Genomic DNA, 22,760 nt, shown 5'->3' with positions numbered 1-22,760 from the left:
GGTGGGTGGTGCGTGGGACAGTAGGGCAAGCGCCCTATCTATTCAACACCACTATCCTCTGCTGAAACCGAACCCTGTGGGAGCGAGCCTGCTCGCGATAGCGGTCTCACCTGACACACTGCTATCGCGAGCAGGCTCGCTCCCACAGGGGTTCCAGTTTCCAGTTGATGGACGGCTAACGCTCGATAATCGCCGTCACCCCCTGCCCGCCTGCCGCGCAGATCGAAATCAACCCCCTGCCCTGCCCGGCCGCATCGAGCAGTTTCGCCAGGTTGGCCACGATCCGCCCGCCGGTGGCAGCGAAGGGATGCCCGGCGGCCAGCGAGCTGCCCTTGACGTTGAGCCGGCTGCGGTCGATGGAACCCAGCGGTGCGTCCAGGCCCAGGCGGGTCTGGCAGTACTCGGCATCTTCCCAGGCCTTCAAGGTGCAGAGCACCTGGGCGGCGAAAGCTTCGTGGATTTCGTAGTAGTCGAAGTCCTGCAAGGTCAGGCCATTGCGCGCCAGCAAACGAGGCACCGCGTACACCGGGGCCATCAGCAAGCCTTCGGCGCCGTTGACGAAATCCACCGCGCCGGCCTCGCCATCGCGCAGGTAGGCGAGGATCGGCAAACCGCGCTCCCTGGCCCACTCCTCGCTGCCCAACAGCACCAGTGACGCGCCGTCGGTCAGGGGCGTCGAGTTGCCCGCCGTGAGGGTGCCCCTGGCGCTTTTCTCGAAAGCGGGTTTGAGCGAGGCGAGTTTTTCCAGGGTCAGGTCCGGACGCAGGTTGTTGTCGCGGGTGAGGCCGAGGAACGGCGTCATCAGGTCGTTGTGCCAGCCTTCGGCATAGGCCGCAGCCATTTTCTGGTGACTCTCCAGCGCCAGTTGATCCTGTTCGGCGCGCGGGATGTTCCAGGTTTGCGCCATCAATTCGCAGTGATCGCCCATGGACAAACCGGTACGCGGCTCGCCGTTGCGCGGAAACTCGGGGATCAGATGGCCGGGGCGCAGTTGCAGGAAGGTCTTGAGCTTGTCGCCGGTGGTCTTGGCACGATTGGCTTGCAGCAGAATCCGGCGCAGCCCTTCGTTGATGCCGATAGGCGCGTCCGACGTGGTGTCGACGCCGCCGGCAATGCCGCACTCGATCTGGCCCAGGGCGATCTTGTTGGCCACCAGCAACGCAGCCTCCAGGCCGGTGCCACACGCCTGCTGAATGTCGTAGGCCGGAGTGGTCGGCGACAGTCGCGAGCCGAGCACGCATTCGCGGGTCAGGTTGAAGTCGCGCGAATGCTTGAGCACCGCACCCGCCGCCACTTCACCGATGCGCTGGCCGTGCAGGTTGAAACGCTCGATCAGGCCCTCGAGCGCAGCGGTGAGCATCGCCTGGTTACTCGCGGTGGCGTACGGCCCATTGGAGCGGGCGAATGGAATGCGGTTACCGCCGATGATCGCGACGCGGCGCAACTGAGTCATGTCATGCTCCCCATGAAATATCTGGATATAGAACCGAATCCCCCTGGATCGGCCACCCATGCCCCGTAAACCCTGGGGGCAAACCTGCCTAACCTGTTCAAGCGTAGGCCTTATCTCGCTGATCGAACGACTGATTGCCATTCGTGGTCCACACTTTGAACCCCAGCTACCGGAGCGCGTTCCATGTCTGACCGCTATATCGACTTCGCCAATTCATCCATCGGCCATCGCCTGGTCGGGGCCCTGGGGCTGCCGGCGCCGGTGCGGCTGGAGCGTTGGCAAGCCGGCCGGCTGCGGCCGGTCGAAGGGGCGCTGCTGCTCGGCGGCGGGCCACTGGCGCAAAAGGTCGGTGCCTTCGCCAATCGCCTGACCGATGCGATCTACAGCTACGGCACCGAGCCGTCACTGGCCACCGCCTGGATTCCCGGCCTCGGCCCGAAACTCAAGGCCGTGGTGTTCGACGCCACGGATCTTTTGCACACCGACCAGCTCAAGCAGTTGCGCGAGTTCTTCCAGCCGCTGATGAAAAACCTCGATAACAGCGCACACCTGGTCATCCTCGGGCGGCCGCCGCAGGACCTGCGCGATCCGTTCGCCGCTAGCGCGCAACGTGCCCTCGAAGGCTTCAGCCGGTCATTGGCCAAGGAACTGCGCAACGGCGGCACCCTGCAACTGATCCAGGTTGGCGAAGGCGCCGAGGATCAACTGGAAGGACCGCTGCGGTTTTTCCTCTCGCCCAAGAGCGCTTTCGTGTCCGGGCAGGTGATCCGCCTGAATGCTTGCGACACCCCCGTCACCGACTGGACGCGCCCGCTGGCCGGACGCAAGGCGCTGGTCACCGGCGCGGCGCGGGGCATCGGTGCGTCGATCGCCGAAACCCTGGCCCGCGACGGTGCCGAGGTCATTCTGCTCGACGTACCATCGGCCAAGGCTGACCTCGAAGCCCTGGCCGCGCGCCTGGGCGGGCGCGGTATCACTCTGGACATCTGCGCCGAGGATGCCGCCACGCAGTTGGTCGAGCACTTGCCGGACGGCGTCGATATCGTGGTGCACAACGCCGGCATCACTCGGGATAAGACCCTGGCCAACATGACCCCGGAATTCTGGGACGCGGTGCTCGCGGTCAACCTCAATGCCCCGCAAGTGCTGACCCAGGCCCTGCTCGACAGCGGCACCCTGCGCGACAACGGCCGTGTGGTGTTGCTGGCGTCCATCAGCGGCATCGCCGGCAATCGCGGGCAAACCAACTATGCGGCGAGCAAGGCCGGCTTGATCGGCCTGGCCAATGCCTGGGCGCCGTTGCTCAGTGAGCGCGGGATCAGCATCAACGCCGTGGCCCCCGGCTTTATCGAAACGCAGATGACCGCACACATTCCGTTTGGCTTGCGCGAAGCGGGCCGGCGCATGAGTTCGCTGGGCCAGGGCGGCTTTCCGCAGGATGTCGCCGAAGCGGTGGCGTGGCTGGCGCAGCCGGGCACCGGCGCGTTCACCGGGCAGGCGCTGCGGGTGTGCGGGCAAAGCGTCCTGGGGGCTTGATGATGAATACCGACTGGCACACGCTCGACCGCGAACCCGCTCTGCCGGGGTTGTTTGCCCGGGCGGCGACGCGGCGCAAGATCACCGGCACCACACTGCCCGACACCGGCTTGCGCTGCTGGGTCGATGTCGATGGCAAGCGCCTGGCCGCTTACCGTTCGGTCTGTGGTTTTGCCGACAGCGGCCTGCTGCCGCCGACGTATCCTCACATCCTCGCGTTTGCCCTGCAGATGCAGTTGCTCACGGCGAAAGACTTTCCGTTTCCGCTGCTGGGGCTGATCCATCTCGGCAACCGCATCAGGGTTTTTCGCCCCATGGGTGGCGTGAGTCGCGTGCGGGTCGGCGTGCAGGTGGAGAACCTGCAACCCCATGCCAAGGGTGCGACCTTCGACCTGATAACGACACTCGACGATCAACTCGGGCCGTTATGGGAAGCGCAAAGCCGCATGCTCTGTCGCGGGGTGAAACTCGAAGGCGAGCCGACCGATGACACCTTCCAGGCTTCACTGGTGCAAACCGAGGTCACCCGCTGGAAAGCCCCGGCAGACATTGGCCGGCAATACGCCAAAGTGTCCGGCGACTACAACCCGATCCACCTGAGCGCCGCCAGCGCCAAGCTGTTCGGCTTTCCCACCGCCATCGCCCACGGGCTGTGGCTCAAGGCCCGCACCCTCGCCGCGCTGGCCGAACATCTGCCCACGGCGAACATCGAGATCACCGTGCAGTTTCGCAAACCGGTGAGGCTGCCCGGCGAGGTGTTCCTGCTGGCCAGTGCGGCCGGTTCCAGTGGCGATTTTCAGCTGCTGGGGGCCGGGGACCTTGAACACATGGTGGGGCGTTGGCAGCCGATCGCCTGATGCCGGGTGACTGATCACTCCCACGTCGAGGCGTCGAACCTTCCGCGTGGGAGCGATCATGCGCGCGCGCCGTTCTGCAGCGCCAAAAAGGTGTTAATACCAATTGGAGAATGGCGGACCAGAGCCCTTGGGACTTTCATGTAAACGACGGACAAAGGCAGCGCCGCCACGTGAAACGGCGAGCCTGCAATAACAAAAGACGTTGTGAAAAGTGCAAGGAATCTCCCCATGAAAAACTCGGCGTGGTGCAAATCGGCAACAGCTCTGGCCCTCATCCTGTCTCTCGGCCTCGGTGGTTGCAGCAGTGGCGGTGGCGGCCATCACAGCAGTTCCGGCAGCAGTTCACCTGACAATTCAGCGGGAGCAGGAGCCGGTGGCGGCGGCGATGGTTCGGGTGGCGGCGCGGGTGGTGGTGATGGTACTGCCGGTGGCGGTGGTGGCGGCGGCGGCGACAATGGCGGTGGCGGCGGGACAACCCCTCCCACTGCAACACCCTTGGTGACCACCACGCTGGTCCAGGATGTCGGCACCACCGTCGGCGGCGTGGGTGATGGCGTGGGCCAGATCGGCGACTCGTTGAGTTCGGTTCCCGTGGCCGGCGGCGTGGTGCAAAGCGTCGCCAATACCGCTGGCAACGTGGTCAGCACATTGGGTGATGGCGTCGCCAACGGCGTCGGCCAACTGGGCACCAACCCCAATGGCCTCGGCGTCACGGCCTCGGCGGTGGGCGGTGTGGTGCAGGATGTCGGCAATGGCGTTTCCGACCTCAGCGGCAAACTCGACACCGCCACCACCAGCATTCCTGTGGTAGGCGGCGTAGTGACCCGAGTTGCACCGGTGGTCGATGGCGTCGGCCAGCGCGTCACCATGCTGGGCGATACCCTGAGCACGGCCACCACGAGCGGCCCGCTGGGCTCGGTCACCCAGACCGTCGGCAACAATTTGGTGCCAGTGATTGCCATGGTCGAGAGCACCACCAATCAGGTCGGCAGCGCCACGGGCCTCGGTGACCCGCTCAAGGGCGTGATCAAGAAAGTCGGCGACACCGTTGATGGCGTTGGCAGCAACGTCACGGCGGCGGGCAACGGCAACCCTGTGACCAACACCCTCGGCGGCGCTCTGAGCAACACCGGCACGGCAGTCGGCAAGGCCGGTGGGCTGGTGTCCAATGGCACGGGAACCGGAGGCACCGGCTTGCTCGAAACCGTCGGCGGCGCAGTGGTCAATGTCGGCCAGGGCCTGACCGGGAGCAATGCAGTGGTCACCTCAGCCGGCAACAACGCGGTGGCCGGCGGTAATCTGGTCGCCAGCGTCGGCAGCGCGCTGGGCGGCTCGGGTGTGGCCAATACCGCACCGACCGCAGCACTGGCCAGAGTCGGCAATGGCTTGGGCACCGTGGTCAATCCCGTGGTCAGCGGGGTGAGCGGCGTCACCCAGAATGTCGGCGCGGCCACCGGGCTCGGCGCTCCAGTCGCCGGCCTGACCAGCCAGGCAGGCGGCGCGGTTGCGAACCTCGGCGGAGCCATTGCCGCCAGCAACGCCAACCCGGTCACCACGACACTGGGCAACACCGTGACCTCGCTTGGCAATACCGTCACCGCGGCCGGCGGCCTGGTCAACGGCACCGGTACGGGCGGCGGCCTGCTCGGAACCCTGGGCGGCAAACAACGCTAGCGTCACCCGGCGCAAGGCTCCCTGCGAGCCTTGCGCCGCTGTTTGCCGGACATGAACCCCAGGCAGAGACTCGAACAGGGAATGTCTTATGCGCGTCATGGCGTCATTGCTACTGCTCACCGTCAGTTCCTGCGCCCTCGCAGACCCTCTCCCCAGCTTCCTCAACAGCAACGACACCATCCGCAACCTGCCCGTGCCCAACCTGCCGGCCGACGCCTACCGGCCAACCGCAGCCCCCTTGCAAGTGCCGGAGCCCGGCGCGGCCCAGGCCCAGCCGTTGCTGATGGGCACCAAGGTGCATATCAAGACCGTGCAGATCGAAGGCGGGACGATCTATCCGCTCAACGAGTTGGCCACCCTTTACCAACCGCTGCTGGGCCGTGACAGCAGTGTCGCCGATCTGATCGAGGCCACCCGCAGCATCACCCGTCGCTACCAGCAGGATGGTTACCTGCTGTCCTACGCTTTCCTGCCCCAGCAGACCTTCGAAAATGGCGTGGCGCGCGTGGTGCTGGTGGAGGGCTACATCAAGGACTACCAACTGCAGGGCGATGTCGGACGGGTCAAAGGCCTGCTGGATAAACTGGTGGCCAAGCTCCAGGCAGAGCGGCCGCTGACGCGCAAGACCTTCGAGCGCTACACCACACTGATGACCCGCATTCCCGGCGTGACCTTGCAGGCACAGGTGCCGCCACCGGGCACCACCGATGGCGCCGCCGACCTCAGGGTCCAGGCCAGCCGCAAAGCGTTCACCAGCAGCCTGAACGCCACCGAGGACAACCGCAACGGCACCCAGGCGCTGCTGGGTGTCAGCAGCAACTCGCAGACCACCATGGGCGAACAACTGAGCCTCAGCGGACTGTTCCCGCCGGGCGATGACGACGAGCATTACTATCGCCTGGACTACAACCAGTTCCTCAATGCCGAAGGCACGCAACTGGCGTTGTCCGCCTCGCGCTATCGCGCCGACCCGAGCACTACTGTGCAACTGGACAATGGCCTGCAACTCAAGCCGCATCGGGAAAACGACCGCTACTCCATCGGTTTCAGTCATCCACTGATCGCCGGCCCCAACCAGCTGTTCAGCGCCGGGGCACGGCTGTATGCCGTCAACGACAAGACGCGTTACCAGGTGGTCGGTTTCCCGCTCAGCGTGGAGGAACACAGCGACATCCGCGCCGTGGCCGTGGAAAGCGACTGGCGCAAGGCCGATCAGACGCAACTGCGGATTCTCAGCGGCGGGCTGTATCAGGGCATCGACGGCATGGGTGCAAAAACCAACAACACCGACCTCGACCTCGACTTCTTCCGCGCACGCTTGTCAGGGGTGCAAAGCGACAAGTTTTTCGATAACTGGCAGGGCGTGGTATCCGCCGCCCTGTACTGGAGTGATGACACCCTGCCCGAGAGTGAGCGGGCGGTGTTCGGCGGGCAGAATTTCGGACGCGGCTACCCCGATGACCAGGCCTCGGGCGACAAGGGGTGGGGCGTGGCCTATGAGTTGAACTACAGCTTCAACCGCGACGGCAAGTGGGTCAGGATTGTGCAACCGTACGGCGTGCTGGACCGCGCCCGGACCTGGTTCAACGAGCTGCCGGTCAAGGGCAACGACCTGTCCTCGGCGGCGCTGGGTGTGCGATTCGGCGACGCGAAGTACTACAACATCGCGCTGGAGGCGGCCAAACCGATGTCGGAAAAAGCGCTGGATACGTTCAATCGCCGGGCGAGGTACAGCATCAGCTTCAGCTATCAGTTGTGAGCTTTTCTGTTCCTGTAGGAGCAGCCGGTCGACGCTCGATTGCTCGCGATTGCGTAGTGTCAGTCGATGATGCCGTGATTGATAAACCGCCATCGCGAGCAAGCTCGCTCCTACAGGTACGGGTTTCAGTGGGTGGTGTCTTTCTGGCGCACCGCTGACACGTTCGGTGATAACGCCAGCGCCAGTTGCGTGCGGTTGTGCATGTGCGTCAGGCGCAGCACCTGCGACACATACAATTTGACCGTGTTTTCGGTGATGCCCAGCTCACAGGCGATCTGGTAATTGGTCTGTCCCTTGCCCACCAGCCGCGCCACATCCAGTTGCCTGGGCGACAACTGATGGAAGATCGCCGGCACGTCTTCCTCTGCCGCATTATCCGCCGTGCCCTCGCTCGGCTCCGACATGGGCGAACTGTGGCGGATCTGGTCCAGGTCCTGGTACAGGTCATTGATCGACGCGGAAAGGTATTGCAGCTTCTGGCTCAACTTCCCCAGTTGCACGTTTTTCTGCCGCTCGCGCAGGGCCACTTCCCGACGCTGAACCCCTTCGAGCATTTCTCCCAGGTTGATCGGCTTCTGGTAGTAATCGGCAATGCCCACCCGCAGGGCCTTGATCACATCCTGCTTTTCCGCGCGTCCCGTGAGCATGATTGCCTCGAAAGCCCGGTGTTTGCCGGAACGCCGCTGCAGCTCTTGCACCAACTCGATGCCATCCAGACCGGGCATGTGCAGATCACAGAGCACCAGGCCAACCTCTGCATCCTCGGTGAAGCGCTCGACAGCCTCGTGACTGGACTCGCAAGGCACGCAGCGATACCCGCTGCCCTCGAGAAACTCGCACACCATCTCGACGATCATTGGCTGATCATCGACTACCAGGACCTTTACCGGGGATACAGACTTGTTCAATTTCGGCTCCTTTCCGGGTCAATTGACTGACCACTCCTGTACCACCACTCGCTGGCTGTACAACAAACCCTATTGTGAAAGTAGACGCAGTTCCTGCCCCTGTCATACGTCCTTCGACAATTGGATCCATCTGAGCGTGCGAAAAAGGTGTCAGCAGAAATTGCGCGGAAAGTGGCTTGTTTGACGCTTGAGGTCAGATATTTCCCACAGGGCACGTAAGCCCTTGAACGGTATACAGCCAGACTTTTGACGTGGGTAGTGGCCAGTGAGCATCAGCCAAATCTGACACTCGATAAGCGCTGCGATGTGAGTAGAACCGTCCGTCGCACAGATCAGGCTGTCATTACTTTCAAAATGGCCCCTCTGTAGGAGCGAGCTTGCTCGCGATTGCGTAGTGTCAGTCGATGTTGCCGTGACTGATACACCGCCATCGCGAGCAAGCTCGCTCCTACAGAAGCCGATTTACGGGCTAGCGCGGTGGGTAGTTGGCCAGGATGTTTTTCACCGTATCGTGAATCGCCGTGCTGCGATCCGACGGGTTCGGTGTGCGGCTGAGGATCTGTTCGTCACTGCCGCGCCACACCAGCTTGCCGTCCTTGCCATCGAGCAGGTCGATCTGGATGGTCGCCACCTTGTAGGTGATGTTGCGGGTTTCGTTGTACATCGGGCCGCCCCAGTAACCATTCCAAGGGTTGCCCCAGGCACCGCCATAGTTGGTGGTCACCTGCTGCTGGCGGTCCTCGACGATCAGGTAGGTCTGCACTTGCACATCGCCCTTGCTGCCAGCCGCCGCCGGACGCAGGCCGCGCTGGTCGAGCTGATCCGTCACCGCCTGGCGAATGCGCTGTTCGGTCAGGTCGCTCTTGATCCGAGGGTCATCGGGGCGATATTGCAGGGCGGGCTCTTTCCAGCTCCAACTGCGATAGGCGGCAAAATCGCGGCTGGCGTCGAAGTCATGGTTGACCTGATTGGCGGCGCAGGCACTCAGCAGTGCGGCCACGACCAGTAAAGCAAGACGGCGGAACATGATGATTCTCCAGTTGAAGACATGAACCTGCGGAACGCTTCTTATTATTGTAGAAGCTAACTGGGAGGATACGCCGACATGGCCTTTTCCACAGCCTCACGGATGGCATCGGCTTGCGCGCTCTGGCTGCTCTTGCTGCTGGTTTCGGCACTGGCACTCCAGACCGGCTGGCCGCTTTGCGCATCGAAGAGGTCGACCTGTACCACCACGACCTGCTCCGAATAAGTGCGCACGATCGGCACCGTGTTGTACATGCCGTAGCCACTGCCATAGCGGTTGTAGCTGCCATACCCGCCACCGTAATAACCGTAGTCGTCCTGGTACTGACGCAAGCGGGTTTCCAGGTGCAGGTTGGCACTGACGAACAGGTCGGCCGGGCGATTGTCATGCAGAGGGCGCAAGCCGCGTTGATCCAGCGCGTTGCTGACGGCTTCGGCGACTTGCGCCGAGTCCGCCCAGGCCGTGCCGGGCGGCAAGGTTCCATTGAGCCACGCCCAACTGCGGTAGCGCCCGTAATCACGAGGCGCTGCCGGATAGGCGCTGCGGTCGAAGGTCGTGGCCGCTTGCGGTGGCGCCGGCGGCAGCGGCCTGGAACTGGCCACATACGGATTGCTGCCCTGGCAGGCGGCCAGGCCCAGGCAGATGACCAGTAACCCTGAACGACTTTTCATTTCGTGCTCCGATCAGATCGGCCGGCAAATCCAGTGCAGGTAACGCCCGAGCCCGGCAAAACTGGGGTGACGTCGGTGGGCCAGCTCCATTTCCAGCAAGTCCACCAATTCGGCGCGAGCCTGGAACTCCACGGGCATGTAGTCATGGAAAACCCGCACCCCGCTCTGTGTTTCGACCTGCCACAGGCCTTCAAGTTGCGCCGCCAGCTCGCGCGGATCAAGAGGTTGTTGCGGGGTCAGGCTCTGTTTCTCGCCGGCCATGTCGTTCTTGCGCATTTTGCGGAAGTGGCCCTTGAGCAGGTTGCGGTAAATCAGCGCATCCCGGTTGTAGAAAGCCAGGGACAACCAGCCGCCCGGTCGCGTCAATTGATGCAGCACCGGCAGAATGGCGTGAGGCTCGGCCAGCCACTCCAGCACGGCATGGCAGAGCACCAGGTCGTAAGGCTCGGTGAGCTGGCCAAGCAGGTCCTGCCAGGGCGCCTGAATGAATGTCGCAGGCTGCCCGGCCTCGGCAAATCGCTGACGGGCGCCTTCAAGCATGGGTTCGGCCGGCTCGGCCAGGGTAACGTCGTGCCCGCGCTGGGCCAGCCACAACGACATGTGGCCCAGGCCGGCGCCGATATCGAGCACGCGCAGCGGTCGGTCCGGCAAGGTTTCGGCAAGATCGGCCTGCAACACCGCCAGACGGATCGCGCCCTTCGCCCCACCGTAGATCTTTTCGGCGAAACGGGTGGCCAACTGGTCGAAATGACGGTCACTCATCAGCTGAACCTCCGCTCGCTGTCGGCCAGCTTGCTGCGCACCACTTCGTTCATGTCCAGCCCCAGTTCGCTGCACAGCAGCAGGAGGTAGAGCACGATGTCACCGACTTCCTGCCCGGCATGCGCCAGCTTGTCCGCCGGAAGCGCTCGCGACTGGTCTTCGGTCAGCCACTGAAAGATCTCCACCAGTTCGGCCATTTCCACGCTCGCGGCCATGGCCAGGTTTTTCGGGCTGTGAAATTGCCGCCAGTCATTGTGGTCGCGGATGGCGTGCAGGCGTTCGGTCAGTTCAACAAGGTTCATCGGGCTCTCCTCAAGGCGTATAGCTTCGGGGGGATAAACCATGAAGGCAAGTTTCTTGCGCCATACTCAAACGATCCGGTCACGGAACTCGCCGCTGTCATTCGTGGCCCAAGGCTCAATCACTGACATCAGGACGTTGAAGACATGCAGGTAGAAAGCTTTTTCGAATGGCTCGGCCAGGCGCTCGGTTCGGTCATCCGCTTTATCGTTGACGGCCTCGGCGGGCTGTTCAACCTGCTCAGCGATGCCGGGAGCAATTTTGTCGAAGGGTTGTCCCGGACCCTGGGCATGGATACGTCGATTGTCAGCATCATCGCCTTGATTGTCGGCCTCATGCTGTTGTGGTCGGCGATCCGCGCGTTCATGAATGCGTCGATCATCATGGGCATCATCTGGCTGCTGCTGGGCTTGTGGCTGTTGAGCTGGATCATTCACTAACCCGCCGAACGCCCTCCCCCGACTACCGCTACAATGCCGGCTCGCCAAGGAGCCTGCATGTCCAACCTGATCGCCGACTGGCGCGACCGCCCCACCCATCGTCGGGTCTGGGCGCTCGCCGCGCCGATGATTCTCTCGAATATCTCCGTGCCACTGGTGGCGCTGGTCGACAGCACGGTCATCGGCCACCTGCCCCACGCCCATCAACTGGGCGCGGTTGCGGTCGGGGCCAGCCTGTACAGTTTTCTCGCCTGGGCCATGAGTTTCCTGCGCATGGGGTCCACCGGTTTTGCCGCCCAGGCGGCAGGTCGCGCGGACGGGGCCGCGCTGCGGCAGATTCTGTTGCAGGGGCTGTTACTGGCCATGGGGCTGGCGCTGGCATTGGGGGCGCTGGGCATTCCGCTGAGCGGTGTCGCCCTGCACTTCATGCAACCGTCGGCGGACCTTGCACAGATGACCCGGGAGTTTTTCCATACCCGTCTGTTCGGCTTGCCCGCTGCGCTGGCCAGTTATGCGCTGGTCGGCTGGTTCCTCGGCACCCAGAACGCCCGCGCGCCGCTGGCGATTCTGCTCGGTACCAACCTGGTCAACATTGCGCTGAACCTGTGGTTTGTCCTCGGTCTGGATTGGGGAGTGGTGGGGTCCGCCCGGGCGTCGGTGATCGCCGAATGGACCGGCGCGCTGATCGGCCTGCTGCTGACCCGCAAAGCGCTGCGCGCCTACCCCGGCCATATTGCCTGGGCCGCCCTGGCGCGGTGGCAAAGCTGGCGCCCGCTGCTGGCGGTCAATCGCGACATTTTCATCCGCAGCCTGCTGCTGCAATCGGTGTTCATCCTGATCACCGTGCAAGGCACCCGGCTGGGCGACGCCACCGTGGCCGCCAATGCCCTGCTGCTCAACGGACTGCTCCTCACCGCTCACGCGCTCGATGGCCTGGCCCACGCTGTCGAAGCATTGTGCGGGCACGCGATCGGTGCACGCGACCGCACGGCCCTGCGTCGCTCCCTGGTCGTGGCCTGCGGCTGGTCACTGCTGGCCAGCCTGGGGTTCGCCACGCTGTTTATGTTCGCCGGCCACCTGTTCATCGAAATTCAGACCGACATCCAGAGCGTGCGCGACACCGCCTTCATCTACTTACCCTACCTGGCCGCCCTGCCCTTGATCGCCGTCTCGAGCTACATCCTCGACGGCCTGTTCATCGGCGCCACTCGGGCGCGGGAAATGCGCAACGGCATGTTGCTGACGGTGCTGCTGACCCTGCCGTTCGCCTGGGCCTTGAGCGGCCTGGGCAATCACGGTCTGTGGCTGGCGTTCCTGCTGTTCATGGTGCTGCGCAGCATGACCCTCGGTGCCATTGCCTGGTCGTTGCGCAAACAGGATCGCTGGTTCACCGATCAGGCTCATTGAGCCTGATCGTCTTGCCATCGCCGCCGCAGGCTGTCCAGTCGCTCCTGCTGCGTGCGCCCGGACAGCGGTTGCGCCAGCGAAGCTTCGGGGTGTTGCAGGCGCAGCCATAACCAGCCGTCGAGCACCGAGCGATCATGGAACCCCAGCGCCAGTCCTTCCTGCAGATGCGCCCACAAGCGGTGATAGTCCGTGCCGGTGGCCTGGCTCCAGTGGCAGGCATGCTGCTCCAGCAGGCAGGTCTGCAAGGTTTCGCGCTGACGGACACTGAGACTTTCCTCGACGGCCAGCGGACGGACAGCAAGGGCCGGGTTGAACAACTGCTGCCAGCCCTGACTGCCGAGCGCGCGGTCGACCCAGGTGCCGCCGAACCAGTGCAACTGATGAATGGGGCCCAACCAGCGACTCAATTCCTGCGCATCGCAGGCATCAAAAAAGTAACTGGCGGTATTCGGGTTGTAGTAACTCAGCAGCGCCCGATGATGCAGCCCCAGCGTGACGGTGAGCATGCGCCGCAGGTGCTCGAGCAACCGGGCAGACGCCGCCTCGCTGACAATGAGCAAGCCGCGACACAGGTGCGTTCGGCTATAGCAGGACTGCGCCAGCACCGGGCACGTCCGCAGGTCGATCAACGCCGGCCCTTCTTCACGCAGGGCGTGCCACGGTGTGCCCTCGAACAACCAGAACCTGCGGGCATCGGTCAGCGGCTGTTGCAGCAAGGCCCGCGCTTGCGGCGTACCGGGCACATCCAGCAGCAGCCATTGTGGAGTCGTGTCGATCATGCCGCACCGCTCTGGCCGGAGCGGGCCAGTGCCCGACAGGCGCATGGCCTTTGCGTGCAGTGGCTGAAACTGCCGCCGCCCGGCATCAGGCATAACAACACCAGCGGATCGCCCGCGCGCAGTCGTTCAAGCAAACCGGCCTCGACCGAACCATCACGGCACGGGGCCGGTGTTTCCACGTCTTCGGTCATCGATGGCGTCGGCAGGAACCCGCAAATCAAGGGCCGATCCGGATCACCCTCGATGAAACTCACCACCACCTCGGTGCCCTCGATCAACGGTGCGGCGTCCAGCTCGCTCGCCAGCGGCAACCAACAGTAGCTGGGACTCGCCCCTTCACCCTGATACAACCAGTCGAACTGCACCGGCACCGGCCGCGAAGGGTCCGGCCGCGGTTCATCGACCTCAACCACCCAGGCCCGTTGCAGGCTGTGCATCCGCGGTTTCACGACGGATGGCGGCGAGACGAAGGGCACCGTCCAGGGAATCGCGCGGATCTGGTTGCTGTAGGGTTCGAATGGATCCTGGCTGCCCTGGTGTTCGACATGGGTCAACAGCCACAACTGATTCCATTCGACCACCGGATGACCGGACAACGGCATCAGATGCCCGCTGCGCAGGCTCGGCAGGTCGGCGCGACCTTCAGCACCCGGCGACTGACGCTGCCCCGCCTGAAACTGAAATTGCCGTACCCCCGGCTGCCCTGCGTCGAGTTGAAACGACGCGCTCGCGCACCGCTGGAAATGCCCCTGACCATCACCAAATACCACGCAGTGCCCGCGCGGATGATGCTCGAAGTGATAGTGCAGGCATTCCTGGGCGCACAGGCGCTGGAGAAATTGCAGATCCGACTCGCGATACTGCGTGCAGAAATCCCGGGGCGGGTAATCGCCGCTCAACTCGAAACGCCGATCCTTGCCGACGATACCGTGCTCCCTGAGCACCTGGCTGAGAATCTGCGGCACCGACAGCGCATTGAAAATGCGCTGACTGAAACGCTGACCCAGACAGGCCAGCCGAGGCCCCAGCCGCACATGGCAAAGCCGGATGCTCGAACCGTGGTCACGCTGAACCAGCTCATGCAACTGGCCGTGCAACGTATTGGCGGGTGGTCCGAAATGCAAAACAGCCGGTCGGTACAGCAAGCTGGCAAGGTCGAGCGTCGGGTCTTCGATCAGCAGATCCACGTCGAATACAAACGGCTCGCTGATCGCTTCTCGACCGGTAAAGGCCAGCACCTCGAAAGGCTCAGGCAGACCGGCTACATCCAGACGAAATGACGGTTCGTTGACTGGATCGAACATCGACGATTCTCTACAGGAGGGGCGGGCGGGGATTCTCGCCGAGAGACATGGCCGAGTAGAGAGCCGAAGTACAACTTAGGAAATGGCCTACGCGAAAAGAAGACCATGTGGCTTTGATCGCCAGAAGAGAGGCAAGTGATGCGGAAAAATCGAGAACCGTCGCACCAGATCATCTGAAAATTCCGCAGCTCGCAGTGAATTTTCAGACAACCTGGTGAGAACGACTTCTGACGTCAGGAGGACAGGTAAGACGAACGGGTCAGGCCCAGACGCAGGGCGTCGAGGAACTGGGTGCGCTCGGCAGCGGTGATGCGCGCGCTGGCGCACTTGTCGCGGTAGTGGGTCATCAGCTCTTCAGGCGACAGGTGCACGTAACGCAGCATGTCCTCGATGGTGTCGTGGGTTTCGATACCCGCGTGGTACACACTGCCGTCAGCATTCTGGTAGATGTTCACCGAGTCGGTGTCACCGAACAGGTTGTGCATGTCACCGAGAATTTCCTGGTAGGCACCGACCAGGAACACGCCCAGCAGATAGTCCTCGCCCTCGTTCAAGGCGTGTACCGGCAGGCTGGTTTCGATGCTCTGCTCGTCGACGTACTGATTGATCTTGCCGTCGGAGTCACAGGTCAGGTCCTGCAGTACCGCACGACGCAGCGGCTCTTCATCGAGACGGTGCAGCGGGATGATCGGCAGTACCTGGTCGATGGCCCAGGTGTCCGGCAGGCTCTGGAACACCGAGAAGTTGCAGATGTACTTGTCGGCCAGTTTGTCGTTGAGCTCGTCGAGCACCTGACGGTGCGAGCGCTGGCGCGCCTTCAGCGAGTTATGCAGGCGACGGCACACGGCGAAGTAGCACTGCTCGGCCAGGGCCTTTTCCGCCAGGGTCAGCTTGCCATCGGCGTACTGGGCGGCGACATCGCTCATGTAGTGCGTGGCGCGCCAGTAGGTTTCGGTGACCATCTCGATGTCGGTCGGGCCGAGCAGGTCAACCAGCCACTGCACGGTTTCCGGCAGCGCGTCCTTGTTCTCGATCTGCGGCACGTCGTCGTTGTGTTTTTCGACGTCGGTGACCTGTACCACCAGCATGGCGTGGTGCGCGGTCAGCGAGCGACCGCTCTCGGAGAAGATGTGCGGGTGCGGCAGGCTCTGCGCGTCGCAGAACTCCTTGAGCATCCCGACCACGACACCGGCGTAATCGTCCATGTCGTAGTTGATCGAACTGGCGTTGCGCGAGTGGGTACCGTCGTAGTCCACGCCCAGGCCACCGCCGACGTCGATGTGATCGACCGGCAGGCCGAGGTTGCGCAGTTCGCCGTAGTAACGGATCGCTTCCTTGAAGCCGTGCTGGTAATCGGCCAGGTTGGCGATCTGCGACCCCATGTGGAAGTGCAGCAGACGGATGCCCTGGTCCAGGCCCGCCGCGCGGAAACGCTCGACCACCGACAGCAGTTGCGCCGCCGACAGGCCGAACTTGGATTTTTCGCCACCGGTGTCCGCCCATTTCGACGACGCCAGGGACGACAGGCGCACACGCAGGCCGACCTGTGGCTTGACCTTCAGCGACGCGGCTTCTTCGATCACCAGCCCGACTTCGGACTCTTTCTCGATGACGATGAACACGTTGTGGCCGAGCTTCTGGCCCATCAGTGCGAGGCGGATGAACTCACGATCCTTGTAACCGTTGCAGACGATAGTGCCACCCTTCGGTGCCAGGGCCAGCACCGCCAGCAGCTCCGGCTTGGAGCCGGCTTCCAGGCCGATCGACACGTTCTGCGTGGCGATGATGTTCTCGATCACCGCTTCCTGCTGGTTGACCTTGATCGGGTACAGCGCGGTGTATTTGCTCTGGTATTCCAGGCGCGCGATGTTGGCATCGAACGCGCCGGTCAGCTGACGCACGCGGTCTTGCAGGATATCCGGGAAACGGACCAGCAACGGCAAGGACAGGCCGCTCTGGCGCAGCTGGTCGACTTGCTCGAACAGGTCGATGGGCGAGCTGCTCGGGCCGTTCGGACGAACCTCGACGCGACCGGCGTCATTGATCGCGAAATACCCGGCCCCCCAATGGCGAATCCCGTAAACACTGCGGCTGTCCGCAACTGTCCATTGGCTGCCATCGTCTTTGCGTGTGCGTCGTACGGACATTGAAGTCCCCTATAAAGAAGTCATAGAGCGTCGCCTGGATTCAGGCCGGCGCAGTCTAATGGATGAAAATGACGGTTCGTCAACGAAGGGGTAGACCCCGTCGACCGCTACGAGTTTAGAAGCCGGTCAGGAACAGGCTCTGTGAAAACCATGGTGACGACGCCAGGCCGCACGGTGTGCAGGCCGGATCAAGCCAGCGGTGGTCTTCACAGAGGCTGCTAGCCGCCGGACTTCTTCGCCTTGAAACCGAGCTTGATCAGTTCGGCCAGCAACGGCTCGACATGATCGCCCTGGATCTCGATGACACCGTCTTTCAACGCCCCGCCGGTACCACAACGTTTCTTCAACGTGGTGGCCAGCTCCTTGAGCGCGTCTTCGGCCAGTGGCACGCCGGTGATGGTGGTCACCGTCTTGCCGCCACGGCCCTTGCTCTCGCGACGCACGCGGGCAATGCCGTCGCCGGCCGGGATAACGGTCTGTTTGCAGATGCAGGCGTCCACCGGTTTACTGCATTCCGGACAATGACGACCTGCGTCGGTGGAAAATACCAGGCCACCAAGGGCGGCGAAGGATGCGGCTTTTTTGGCCACCGGCAATCCTCTATGGGAGGACAAAGACTGGTCGCAGCCTGGGGCAGGCCATCGACCGCGAAGCCCCACTCAGGCAGGGGCAGCGCTACTGCAACGGTTGACCCCCTGTAGGAGCGAGCTTGCTCGCGATGGTCGAAAGATCGCCGCTGGGTGTCAGGATTCCAGCGTTATCGTTGAAGACCATCGCGAGCAAGCTCGCTCCTACGCGGGTAAAGCCAACCGTTACAGCTTGAAAAGGTCGCGCAGTGTAACGGCAAAACCGCCGATTGCTAAGAGCCAATCGGCGCCAATTTATGCCTCTTTTGCGACGCCACCGCCGTGAGCGCGCAGATAGCGTTTCAGGGCGGCCAGGGAGTCCGGGCAATAGGGCTTCTGCTGGATTTCCTGCATGACCTGATCAACCGGGATAAAACGTGCTTCCAGCACCTCCTCCGGTTGCAGAATCAGTGGACCATCCCACACGGCCGAAAACGCCGAACACCACAGCCGGTTACCCGTGTCCTCGAAAAAGAAGTGATCGTGGGCGGTCAGTTCCACGCCACTCACCCCCAATTCCTCCTCGAGCTCCCGGGCGGCCGATTCGGCGTAGGTTTCTGTGGCGAGCACCATGCCGCCCGCCGCCACGTCCCAGTAACCCGGATAGATCGCCTTGCTCAGGGTGCGCCGGTGCACACACAAATCACCGGCGGAGTTGAACAGCATGATGTACGTGCCGCGCCCGATCAGCCCGCGTTCACGCAGGTCGCTGCGCACCAGGACGCCGAGCAGATTGTCCTGCTCGTCGACCCAGGCGATCTGTTCGGCGTCGGAGGCCGCGCGATGGGCGGCCTCCCGGGTGTTATCGACCATGACTCAGCCCTGGTTGAGCAGTTGACGCAAGTCGATCACCGCTGCGTTGGCCCGGGAAATGTAGTTGGCCATGACCAGCGAGTGGTTGGCCAGCACACCGAAGCCGCTGCCGTTGAGGATCATCGGGCTCCACACCGGTTCCTGCGACGCTTCCAGCTCACGAATGATCTGGCGCACGCTGACCGTGGCGTTCTTTTTCGCCAGCACATCGGCAAAGTCGACTTCAATGGCGCGCAGCAGGTGGGACAGCGCCCAGGCCTGGCCACGGGCCTCGTAGAACACGTTGTCGATCTGCATCCACGGGGTCTCGACGATCTCTTCGTCCACCTGTGGCACTTCACCCGGTGCGACGACTTCGGTCTTCAACGCGGTGTTCAGCTTGACTCGACCGACGCTGGCCGACAGGCGCTGCGACAGCGAACCCAGACGGGTCCCGACATCGCCCAGCCAGTTGTTGAGGTTGTCGGCGCGGGCATAGAACAGCGCGTTTTTCTGCGTAGGGTCGGACAGGCGAGCCTGGTAGCGGCTCAGGGAGTTGATGCCTTCCTGGTACTCGGACTCGCTGGAAGGCAGCACCCAGCTTTTATTATCGAAGTTGAAGCGCGGCTCGGCCTTGGCCAGGTCGGCGTCTTCGGCCGACTGCGATTGCGAACGGGCGAAGTCCTTGCGCAAGGCGCGCGTCAGGTCGCGAACCTGGACCAGCACGCCATATTCCCAGCTCGGCGTGTTGTCCATCCACAGGCCCGGCGGGAAGCGATCGTTGGAAATGTAGCCGCCCGGCTTGGTCAGCAGGGTATCGGCGACCGTCTTCAGGGTTTCCACCGTGGTGTAGCCGATGACCATCTGCTTGCCTTCTTTCTCGGCAGCCTGCTGGGCACTCTGTTGAACCGGGAACAGGGCCGGCTCCTGGCTCCAGTACCAGCCCAGGGCAATGGTCACAAGCAGGTAGAGACCGATCAACGTGGCCAGCGCCCGGCTGAACAGCAGGCCACCGACGTAGCTGCGGGTGGCCGACTTCGGTTCAGCAGGTCGTTCAGGCGCGCTGCCCGCGCGGTTCTTCCAGTCCAGCATGGCGATATCCTTTCAATCACTTGAGTTCATCGGTTCGACCACAACCATACAACAACGTGCCTTTGCCCGGCACCCGTCGTCGGGATATCCGGGCAAAATTGCCTCGTGTGAACTCTAGCTACTGGCCGGGATCATGCGTCCGGCACCTGCATTGAAAGGCCTGAAGTCCCGGTCGGAACGAACAAATGTGCGATGCCCTTGCCGTCGGTACGATGCCTGGAAGCCCCACCTTGCACGGTTGCCAGGCATCGGCGTTGCACGAAAGGCTCACCTGTGACGCTGGCGACCAGGCGAAACAGCTGTGGTGATCGTGCAGGCTGAGCGTGCGGATTCAGCGCCAGCACTTTTGGATCAAAGGCACGATTCGGTATTTTCCACGCCATATAGTCCGCTTCGGGCCTGACCAGGTGCCATTGCGCGCGCTCGATCTGCTCCAGCACCTCGCTGTCCAAGTTGATCATCAAGCCCGCCCGCAATTGATCCAGGCCGTCGACGGATTGCCGATTCAGCAACGCTTCACGCACGATTTCCACCGCCTGCTCGCAAGGCCAGACATGCTGGCGCTCCCACTCGGTGATGGCGAAATCCTCAACCAGCCTCACTGTGGCGCTTCGCTCTGCCATTCATCACACCCCATGGTCCGGGCGATTTCATGCCGCCAATAGATGCGCCGGTAGCTGAAATGGACCTTTTCCAACTGGGTCAGGTACGCGGTGTCGGCATCCTGGCAATGGGGCATGAGCACATCCGCGCCGACGATCAGTGCGTCCTCCAGCTCCAGCGTATAGAAATGCTCCTGAACGCCGTGAACCGTCGTGCGATACCACTCGAGGCGGCACTCGGTCAGCAACTCGCCGGTGCATAACGCAATGTTGATCAGCGGCGTCGACTTGTCGATGACCTTGGTGATGACCAGCGGCTTGTGCATCCGCTTCGCCGCACTGGCGCCTTTCGGCACGAAGATCCCATGACTCAGGGCCTGCACCATGATCTGGTTCTCCCGCCCCTTTTGATAACCGGCACCCACCGATGCCTCGCCGTAGGCACCCTCGCTGATCAGGCCCTGTTTTTCGCCGTAGAGGCTCATGAAGATGGGAGTTGGCATGCTTGAGCTCCTTGGTTTGCTGGGGGGGAACAAGGCAGTGAGAGGGTTGGCCTGATTCACCTCGACGGTGTCATCGCCATCCTCTTCAAAAGGCGTCCAGGGTGCGCCGATCGACAACGTGATGAGGTAGCGTTCTTCGTTGGGTCGTTTGTCGTCCTTGAAACGGTGCATGAACATGGTGACCTGGTACTTTTTGTCGGCCTTCCAATACACGGTTCCACCCCTGTTCACGTCTCGAAACTGTTCTCGCCACGCAGGCGTGTCAGCGAACGGCGGATAGCTATACCGACCGGCCACTCGCCACCCTCCTTTGCACCATTGGTCCTGTAGATCCAGCGCGACCTTCAGGGCATCGTCCAACAGCAAAGGCTCCACCTGTGGTGAGATGCGGATACTGGTGACAGTACTGTCATCAAAGATAACGGTGAAAAAACGAGCTCTAGGGGTCACGAATTCGTACTGCGGATCAATAAACCGAAGTCGGGCATCGGTGCGGGGAATGCCCATCCAGATGTGGCCGGGAATCCTCTGAGTAAACGGGACCGTAGAATGCTCGCGCAGGTTTTCATAGGTTCCTCCCATTTCTAATGCCACTACCGGCTCTTTTGAGAGAGCAACAATCAACCGATACATTGCCGCTGTTAACAGCGCGATTAGAAACAGCAACCCAACAAAACTGTACCAGCCACTTTTTCGCCAACTCATGACTCACCGCCAGATGCGATTTCTCGAATCGACTGTTCCAACGCACTCCGATGGCTGTCATTGAGCATGCCGTCAAAACTCGTCGCAGCCCGAAGGACAAAAGGCATGCGCTGATTGATGTCCGAAAGGTCCGCCAAAGGGTTATCGCTGAACTCAATTGTTGAGCCATCGGTCACACGTTCACACTGACTCGTGAGGGTCAACTCAATCGCTTGAGCCACACCGGAAGGGAACCCGGTTACGTAGGAAGCATGATTACCGCGCAGCAACGCGGCCAGTTGCTGATTTCTATAAATCGTAGGCTGAAGGATGTTCTGTTGTTCGTGCCAAGCAAGATGGACAACGCTTTGTGCAATTTCCCCTGCTTCTATTGCTGCAAACCCTTGCAAGATATCAATGTGATCCAGCCCAAACCTCAGCGTCTCCTGGCCTACCGGCCACAGCACGGGAAACTTCGGATGCCCGTGAATAGTTTTGCGAGCACTCAAACACTTCTCAAACTCCCCCCACCCCCGCTTCGCATAAAACTCATGCAACGGAAACACATCCAGAAACAGCGTGGTGTTCCCCAGCGCCATCATGTCGTACACATGTCGGAACTGCTGTTGCACCGCCGACAGTTCTTCCCCTGCCGCTCGATAATCCACCGACGGCACCGGATTACGCGCATCCGCCTCTTTATATTCACGCAACTCCCGCGCCTGTTCCGCCGTCCTTTGCGTCGTCAGTAACCCATGTTCCCGGCGACTCTCGCGCATGCGCTCGCGCGCCGCATACTCATCAGCAATCAAGTCGATGCTGTTCGCCGCATGCAGCAAGCCACAGCCCACTTGCTTGGATGCGAACGCCGCCAGTCCGGCCCACTGGAATCTCGGATCGTGCAACCACAGTCGAGCGTACGCGGCGTTGATCACCCGGTTGCGTGCCAGCGGGTCGGCGATCAGCACACCGCCCGGCGCGACGATGTCTTCTGCTGCACGCTGATAATGGCGCCATAAACAATCGCACGTGAGGATCGGCACTTCAGTGACAAATGATCGGCTGCCGTAAAGCTCCACCTCCTGACCTTCGCACTCGTCCACCGGGATGGTGTTGTGGTTCAGACGCTGGGTATCGCAGGGTCGGTCCTTGAAACACTGGCTCATGATCGGGGCCACCTCTAAGGGTTTCCCTGAACCCTACTCGCTTGAAAAAGCGTTTGGATCCACCCGGCAAAAAATCAGAATTGCCTGACAGCAAGCGTGAAACAGCGTGACGGAGGCTTCTTGAATACAGGGACGAAAATGCCCGGAGTGCCCGTTTCACGGGGGCTTTGCAAAAACGGGCGGACATTTGCCGACCATCGAGTCAGAAACTGAATGCGGTCAGGTTGCAGATTATTGACGTACGACACTCATCCCATCGAAAAGAGGTGCT

21 protein-coding genes are annotated in these 22,760 nt (G+C 62.2%); 6 read left to right on the top strand and 15 right to left on the bottom strand.

The features are described 5' to 3' along the window. Positions 1 to 175: 175 nt before the first annotated feature. Entirely contained in the window at positions 176 to 1,453 is a 1,278-nt protein-coding gene (locus ABVN20_RS16980) for an acetyl-CoA C-acetyltransferase (protein WP_368556868.1), read from the bottom strand. Positions 1,454 to 1,636: 183 nt separating this feature from the next. Here ABVN20_RS16980 and ABVN20_RS16975 point away from each other — a divergent pair, with 183 nt between their 5' ends. The 4 genes from ABVN20_RS16975 to ABVN20_RS16960 all read left to right on the top strand — a co-directional run bounded on the left by ABVN20_RS16975 (position 1,637) and on the right by ABVN20_RS16960 (position 7,279). Further along, positions 1,637 to 2,989 (top strand): 3-oxoacyl-ACP reductase, encoded by a 1,353-nt coding sequence (locus ABVN20_RS16975; protein ID WP_368556867.1) that lies wholly within the window; start codon positions 1,637 to 1,639, stop codon positions 2,987 to 2,989. 2 nt (positions 2,990 to 2,991) lie between these two features. Next, on the top strand, positions 2,992 to 3,846 hold the full coding sequence (locus ABVN20_RS16970) for a MaoC family dehydratase (protein WP_368556866.1): 855 nt from the start codon (positions 2,992 to 2,994) through the stop codon (positions 3,844 to 3,846). Between the two features lie 228 nt (positions 3,847 to 4,074). After that, the gene (locus ABVN20_RS16965; protein WP_368556865.1) at positions 4,075 to 5,520 is read left to right on the top strand and encodes a collagen-like triple helix repeat-containing protein; all 1,446 of its coding nucleotides are present in this window, start codon (positions 4,075 to 4,077) and stop codon (positions 5,518 to 5,520) included. Positions 5,521 to 5,608: 88 nt separating this feature from the next. Next, a complete protein-coding gene (locus ABVN20_RS16960; RefSeq protein ID WP_368556864.1) occupies positions 5,609 to 7,279 on the top strand; it encodes a ShlB/FhaC/HecB family hemolysin secretion/activation protein in 1,671 nt (556 codons plus the stop codon). 125 nt (positions 7,280 to 7,404) lie between these two features. Here ABVN20_RS16960 and ABVN20_RS16955 read toward each other — a convergent pair whose 3' ends face one another. The 5 genes from ABVN20_RS16955 to ABVN20_RS16935 all read right to left on the bottom strand — a co-directional run bounded on the left by ABVN20_RS16955 (position 7,405) and on the right by ABVN20_RS16935 (position 10,949). Then, positions 7,405 to 8,187 carry a response regulator transcription factor gene (locus ABVN20_RS16955; RefSeq protein WP_368556863.1) on the bottom strand — a complete coding sequence of 261 codons (783 nt, stop codon included), beginning with the start codon at positions 8,185 to 8,187 and terminating at the stop codon, positions 7,405 to 7,407. A 469-nt stretch (positions 8,188 to 8,656) separates the two neighbouring features. Next, entirely contained in the window at positions 8,657 to 9,214 is a 558-nt protein-coding gene (locus ABVN20_RS16950) for a DUF4136 domain-containing protein (RefSeq protein ID WP_368556862.1), read from the bottom strand. A 56-nt stretch (positions 9,215 to 9,270) separates the two neighbouring features. Beyond that, positions 9,271 to 9,885: a DUF4136 domain-containing protein gene (locus ABVN20_RS16945; protein ID WP_368556860.1), complete on the bottom strand. Its 615-nt coding sequence runs from the start codon at positions 9,883 to 9,885 to the stop codon at positions 9,271 to 9,273. A gap of 12 nt (positions 9,886 to 9,897) precedes the next feature. Continuing rightward, complete coding sequence (locus ABVN20_RS16940) at positions 9,898 to 10,647, bottom strand: methyltransferase domain-containing protein (RefSeq protein ID WP_368556859.1); 750 nt, start codon at positions 10,645 to 10,647, stop codon at positions 9,898 to 9,900. Then, positions 10,647 to 10,949 carry a MazG-like family protein gene (locus ABVN20_RS16935; protein ID WP_368556858.1) on the bottom strand — a complete coding sequence of 101 codons (303 nt, stop codon included), beginning with the start codon at positions 10,947 to 10,949 and terminating at the stop codon, positions 10,647 to 10,649. Before ABVN20_RS16935 ends, ABVN20_RS16940 begins: the two co-directional genes overlap by 1 nt. A 144-nt stretch (positions 10,950 to 11,093) precedes the next feature. Between ABVN20_RS16935 and ABVN20_RS16930 the strand changes: the two genes are divergently transcribed. Both ABVN20_RS16930 and ABVN20_RS16925 read left to right on the top strand, forming a co-directional pair. After that, positions 11,094 to 11,387 carry a hypothetical protein gene (locus tag ABVN20_RS16930; RefSeq protein WP_368556856.1) on the top strand — a complete coding sequence of 98 codons (294 nt, stop codon included), beginning with the start codon at positions 11,094 to 11,096 and terminating at the stop codon, positions 11,385 to 11,387. Positions 11,388 to 11,444: 57 nt separating this feature from the next. Beyond that, positions 11,445 to 12,794, top strand: coding sequence for an MATE family efflux transporter (locus ABVN20_RS16925; RefSeq protein WP_368556855.1), 1,350 nt, complete (start codon positions 11,445 to 11,447; stop codon positions 12,792 to 12,794). On the opposite strand, the gene ABVN20_RS16920 is transcribed toward ABVN20_RS16925, so the two are convergent. The 9 genes from ABVN20_RS16920 to ABVN20_RS16880 all read right to left on the bottom strand — a co-directional run bounded on the left by ABVN20_RS16920 (position 12,788) and on the right by ABVN20_RS16880 (position 22,489). Further along, positions 12,788 to 13,573 carry a DUF4123 domain-containing protein gene (locus tag ABVN20_RS16920; protein ID WP_368556854.1) on the bottom strand — a complete coding sequence of 262 codons (786 nt, stop codon included), beginning with the start codon at positions 13,571 to 13,573 and terminating at the stop codon, positions 12,788 to 12,790. The two genes, ABVN20_RS16925 and ABVN20_RS16920, sit on opposite strands and share 7 nt — an antisense overlap. Next, positions 13,570 to 14,877, bottom strand: a complete 1,308-nt coding sequence (locus ABVN20_RS16915; RefSeq protein WP_368556852.1) for a type VI secretion system Vgr family protein — start codon at positions 14,875 to 14,877, stop codon at positions 13,570 to 13,572. Before ABVN20_RS16915 ends, ABVN20_RS16920 begins: the two co-directional genes overlap by 4 nt. A 233-nt stretch (positions 14,878 to 15,110) precedes the next feature. Continuing rightward, the gene (gene speA, locus ABVN20_RS16910) at positions 15,111 to 17,024 is read right to left on the bottom strand and encodes an arginine decarboxylase (protein ID WP_368556851.1); all 1,914 of its coding nucleotides are present in this window, start codon (positions 17,022 to 17,024) and stop codon (positions 15,111 to 15,113) included. Positions 17,025 to 17,242: 218 nt separating this feature from the next. Continuing rightward, positions 17,243 to 17,614: a translation initiation factor Sui1 gene (locus tag ABVN20_RS16905; protein ID WP_368556850.1), complete on the bottom strand. Its 372-nt coding sequence runs from the start codon at positions 17,612 to 17,614 to the stop codon at positions 17,243 to 17,245. Positions 17,615 to 17,905: 291 nt separating this feature from the next. Beyond that, on the bottom strand, positions 17,906 to 18,463 hold the full coding sequence (locus ABVN20_RS16900; RefSeq protein ID WP_368556848.1) for an NUDIX hydrolase: 558 nt from the start codon (positions 18,461 to 18,463) through the stop codon (positions 17,906 to 17,908). A gap of 3 nt (positions 18,464 to 18,466) precedes the next feature. Further along, entirely contained in the window at positions 18,467 to 19,534 is a 1,068-nt protein-coding gene (locus ABVN20_RS16895; RefSeq protein WP_368556847.1) for a DUF2333 family protein, read from the bottom strand. 131 nt (positions 19,535 to 19,665) lie between these two features. Next, positions 19,666 to 20,157 carry a hypothetical protein gene (locus tag ABVN20_RS16890; protein WP_368556846.1) on the bottom strand — a complete coding sequence of 164 codons (492 nt, stop codon included), beginning with the start codon at positions 20,155 to 20,157 and terminating at the stop codon, positions 19,666 to 19,668. Next, positions 20,133 to 20,639 carry an Hcp family type VI secretion system effector gene (locus tag ABVN20_RS16885; RefSeq protein ID WP_368557719.1) on the bottom strand — a complete coding sequence of 169 codons (507 nt, stop codon included), beginning with the start codon at positions 20,637 to 20,639 and terminating at the stop codon, positions 20,133 to 20,135. The genes ABVN20_RS16890 and ABVN20_RS16885 overlap by 25 nt, the downstream gene beginning before the upstream one ends. Positions 20,640 to 21,340: 701 nt before the next feature. After that, positions 21,341 to 22,489, bottom strand: coding sequence for a hypothetical protein (locus ABVN20_RS16880; protein ID WP_368556845.1), 1,149 nt, complete (start codon positions 22,487 to 22,489; stop codon positions 21,341 to 21,343). Positions 22,490 to 22,760 lie beyond the last annotated feature (271 nt).

Source organism: Pseudomonas sp. MYb118 (assembly GCF_040947875.1).
GTDB lineage: Bacteria > Pseudomonadota > Gammaproteobacteria > Pseudomonadales > Pseudomonadaceae > Aquipseudomonas.
This window is presented reverse-complemented; position numbering and strand designations above follow the sequence as displayed.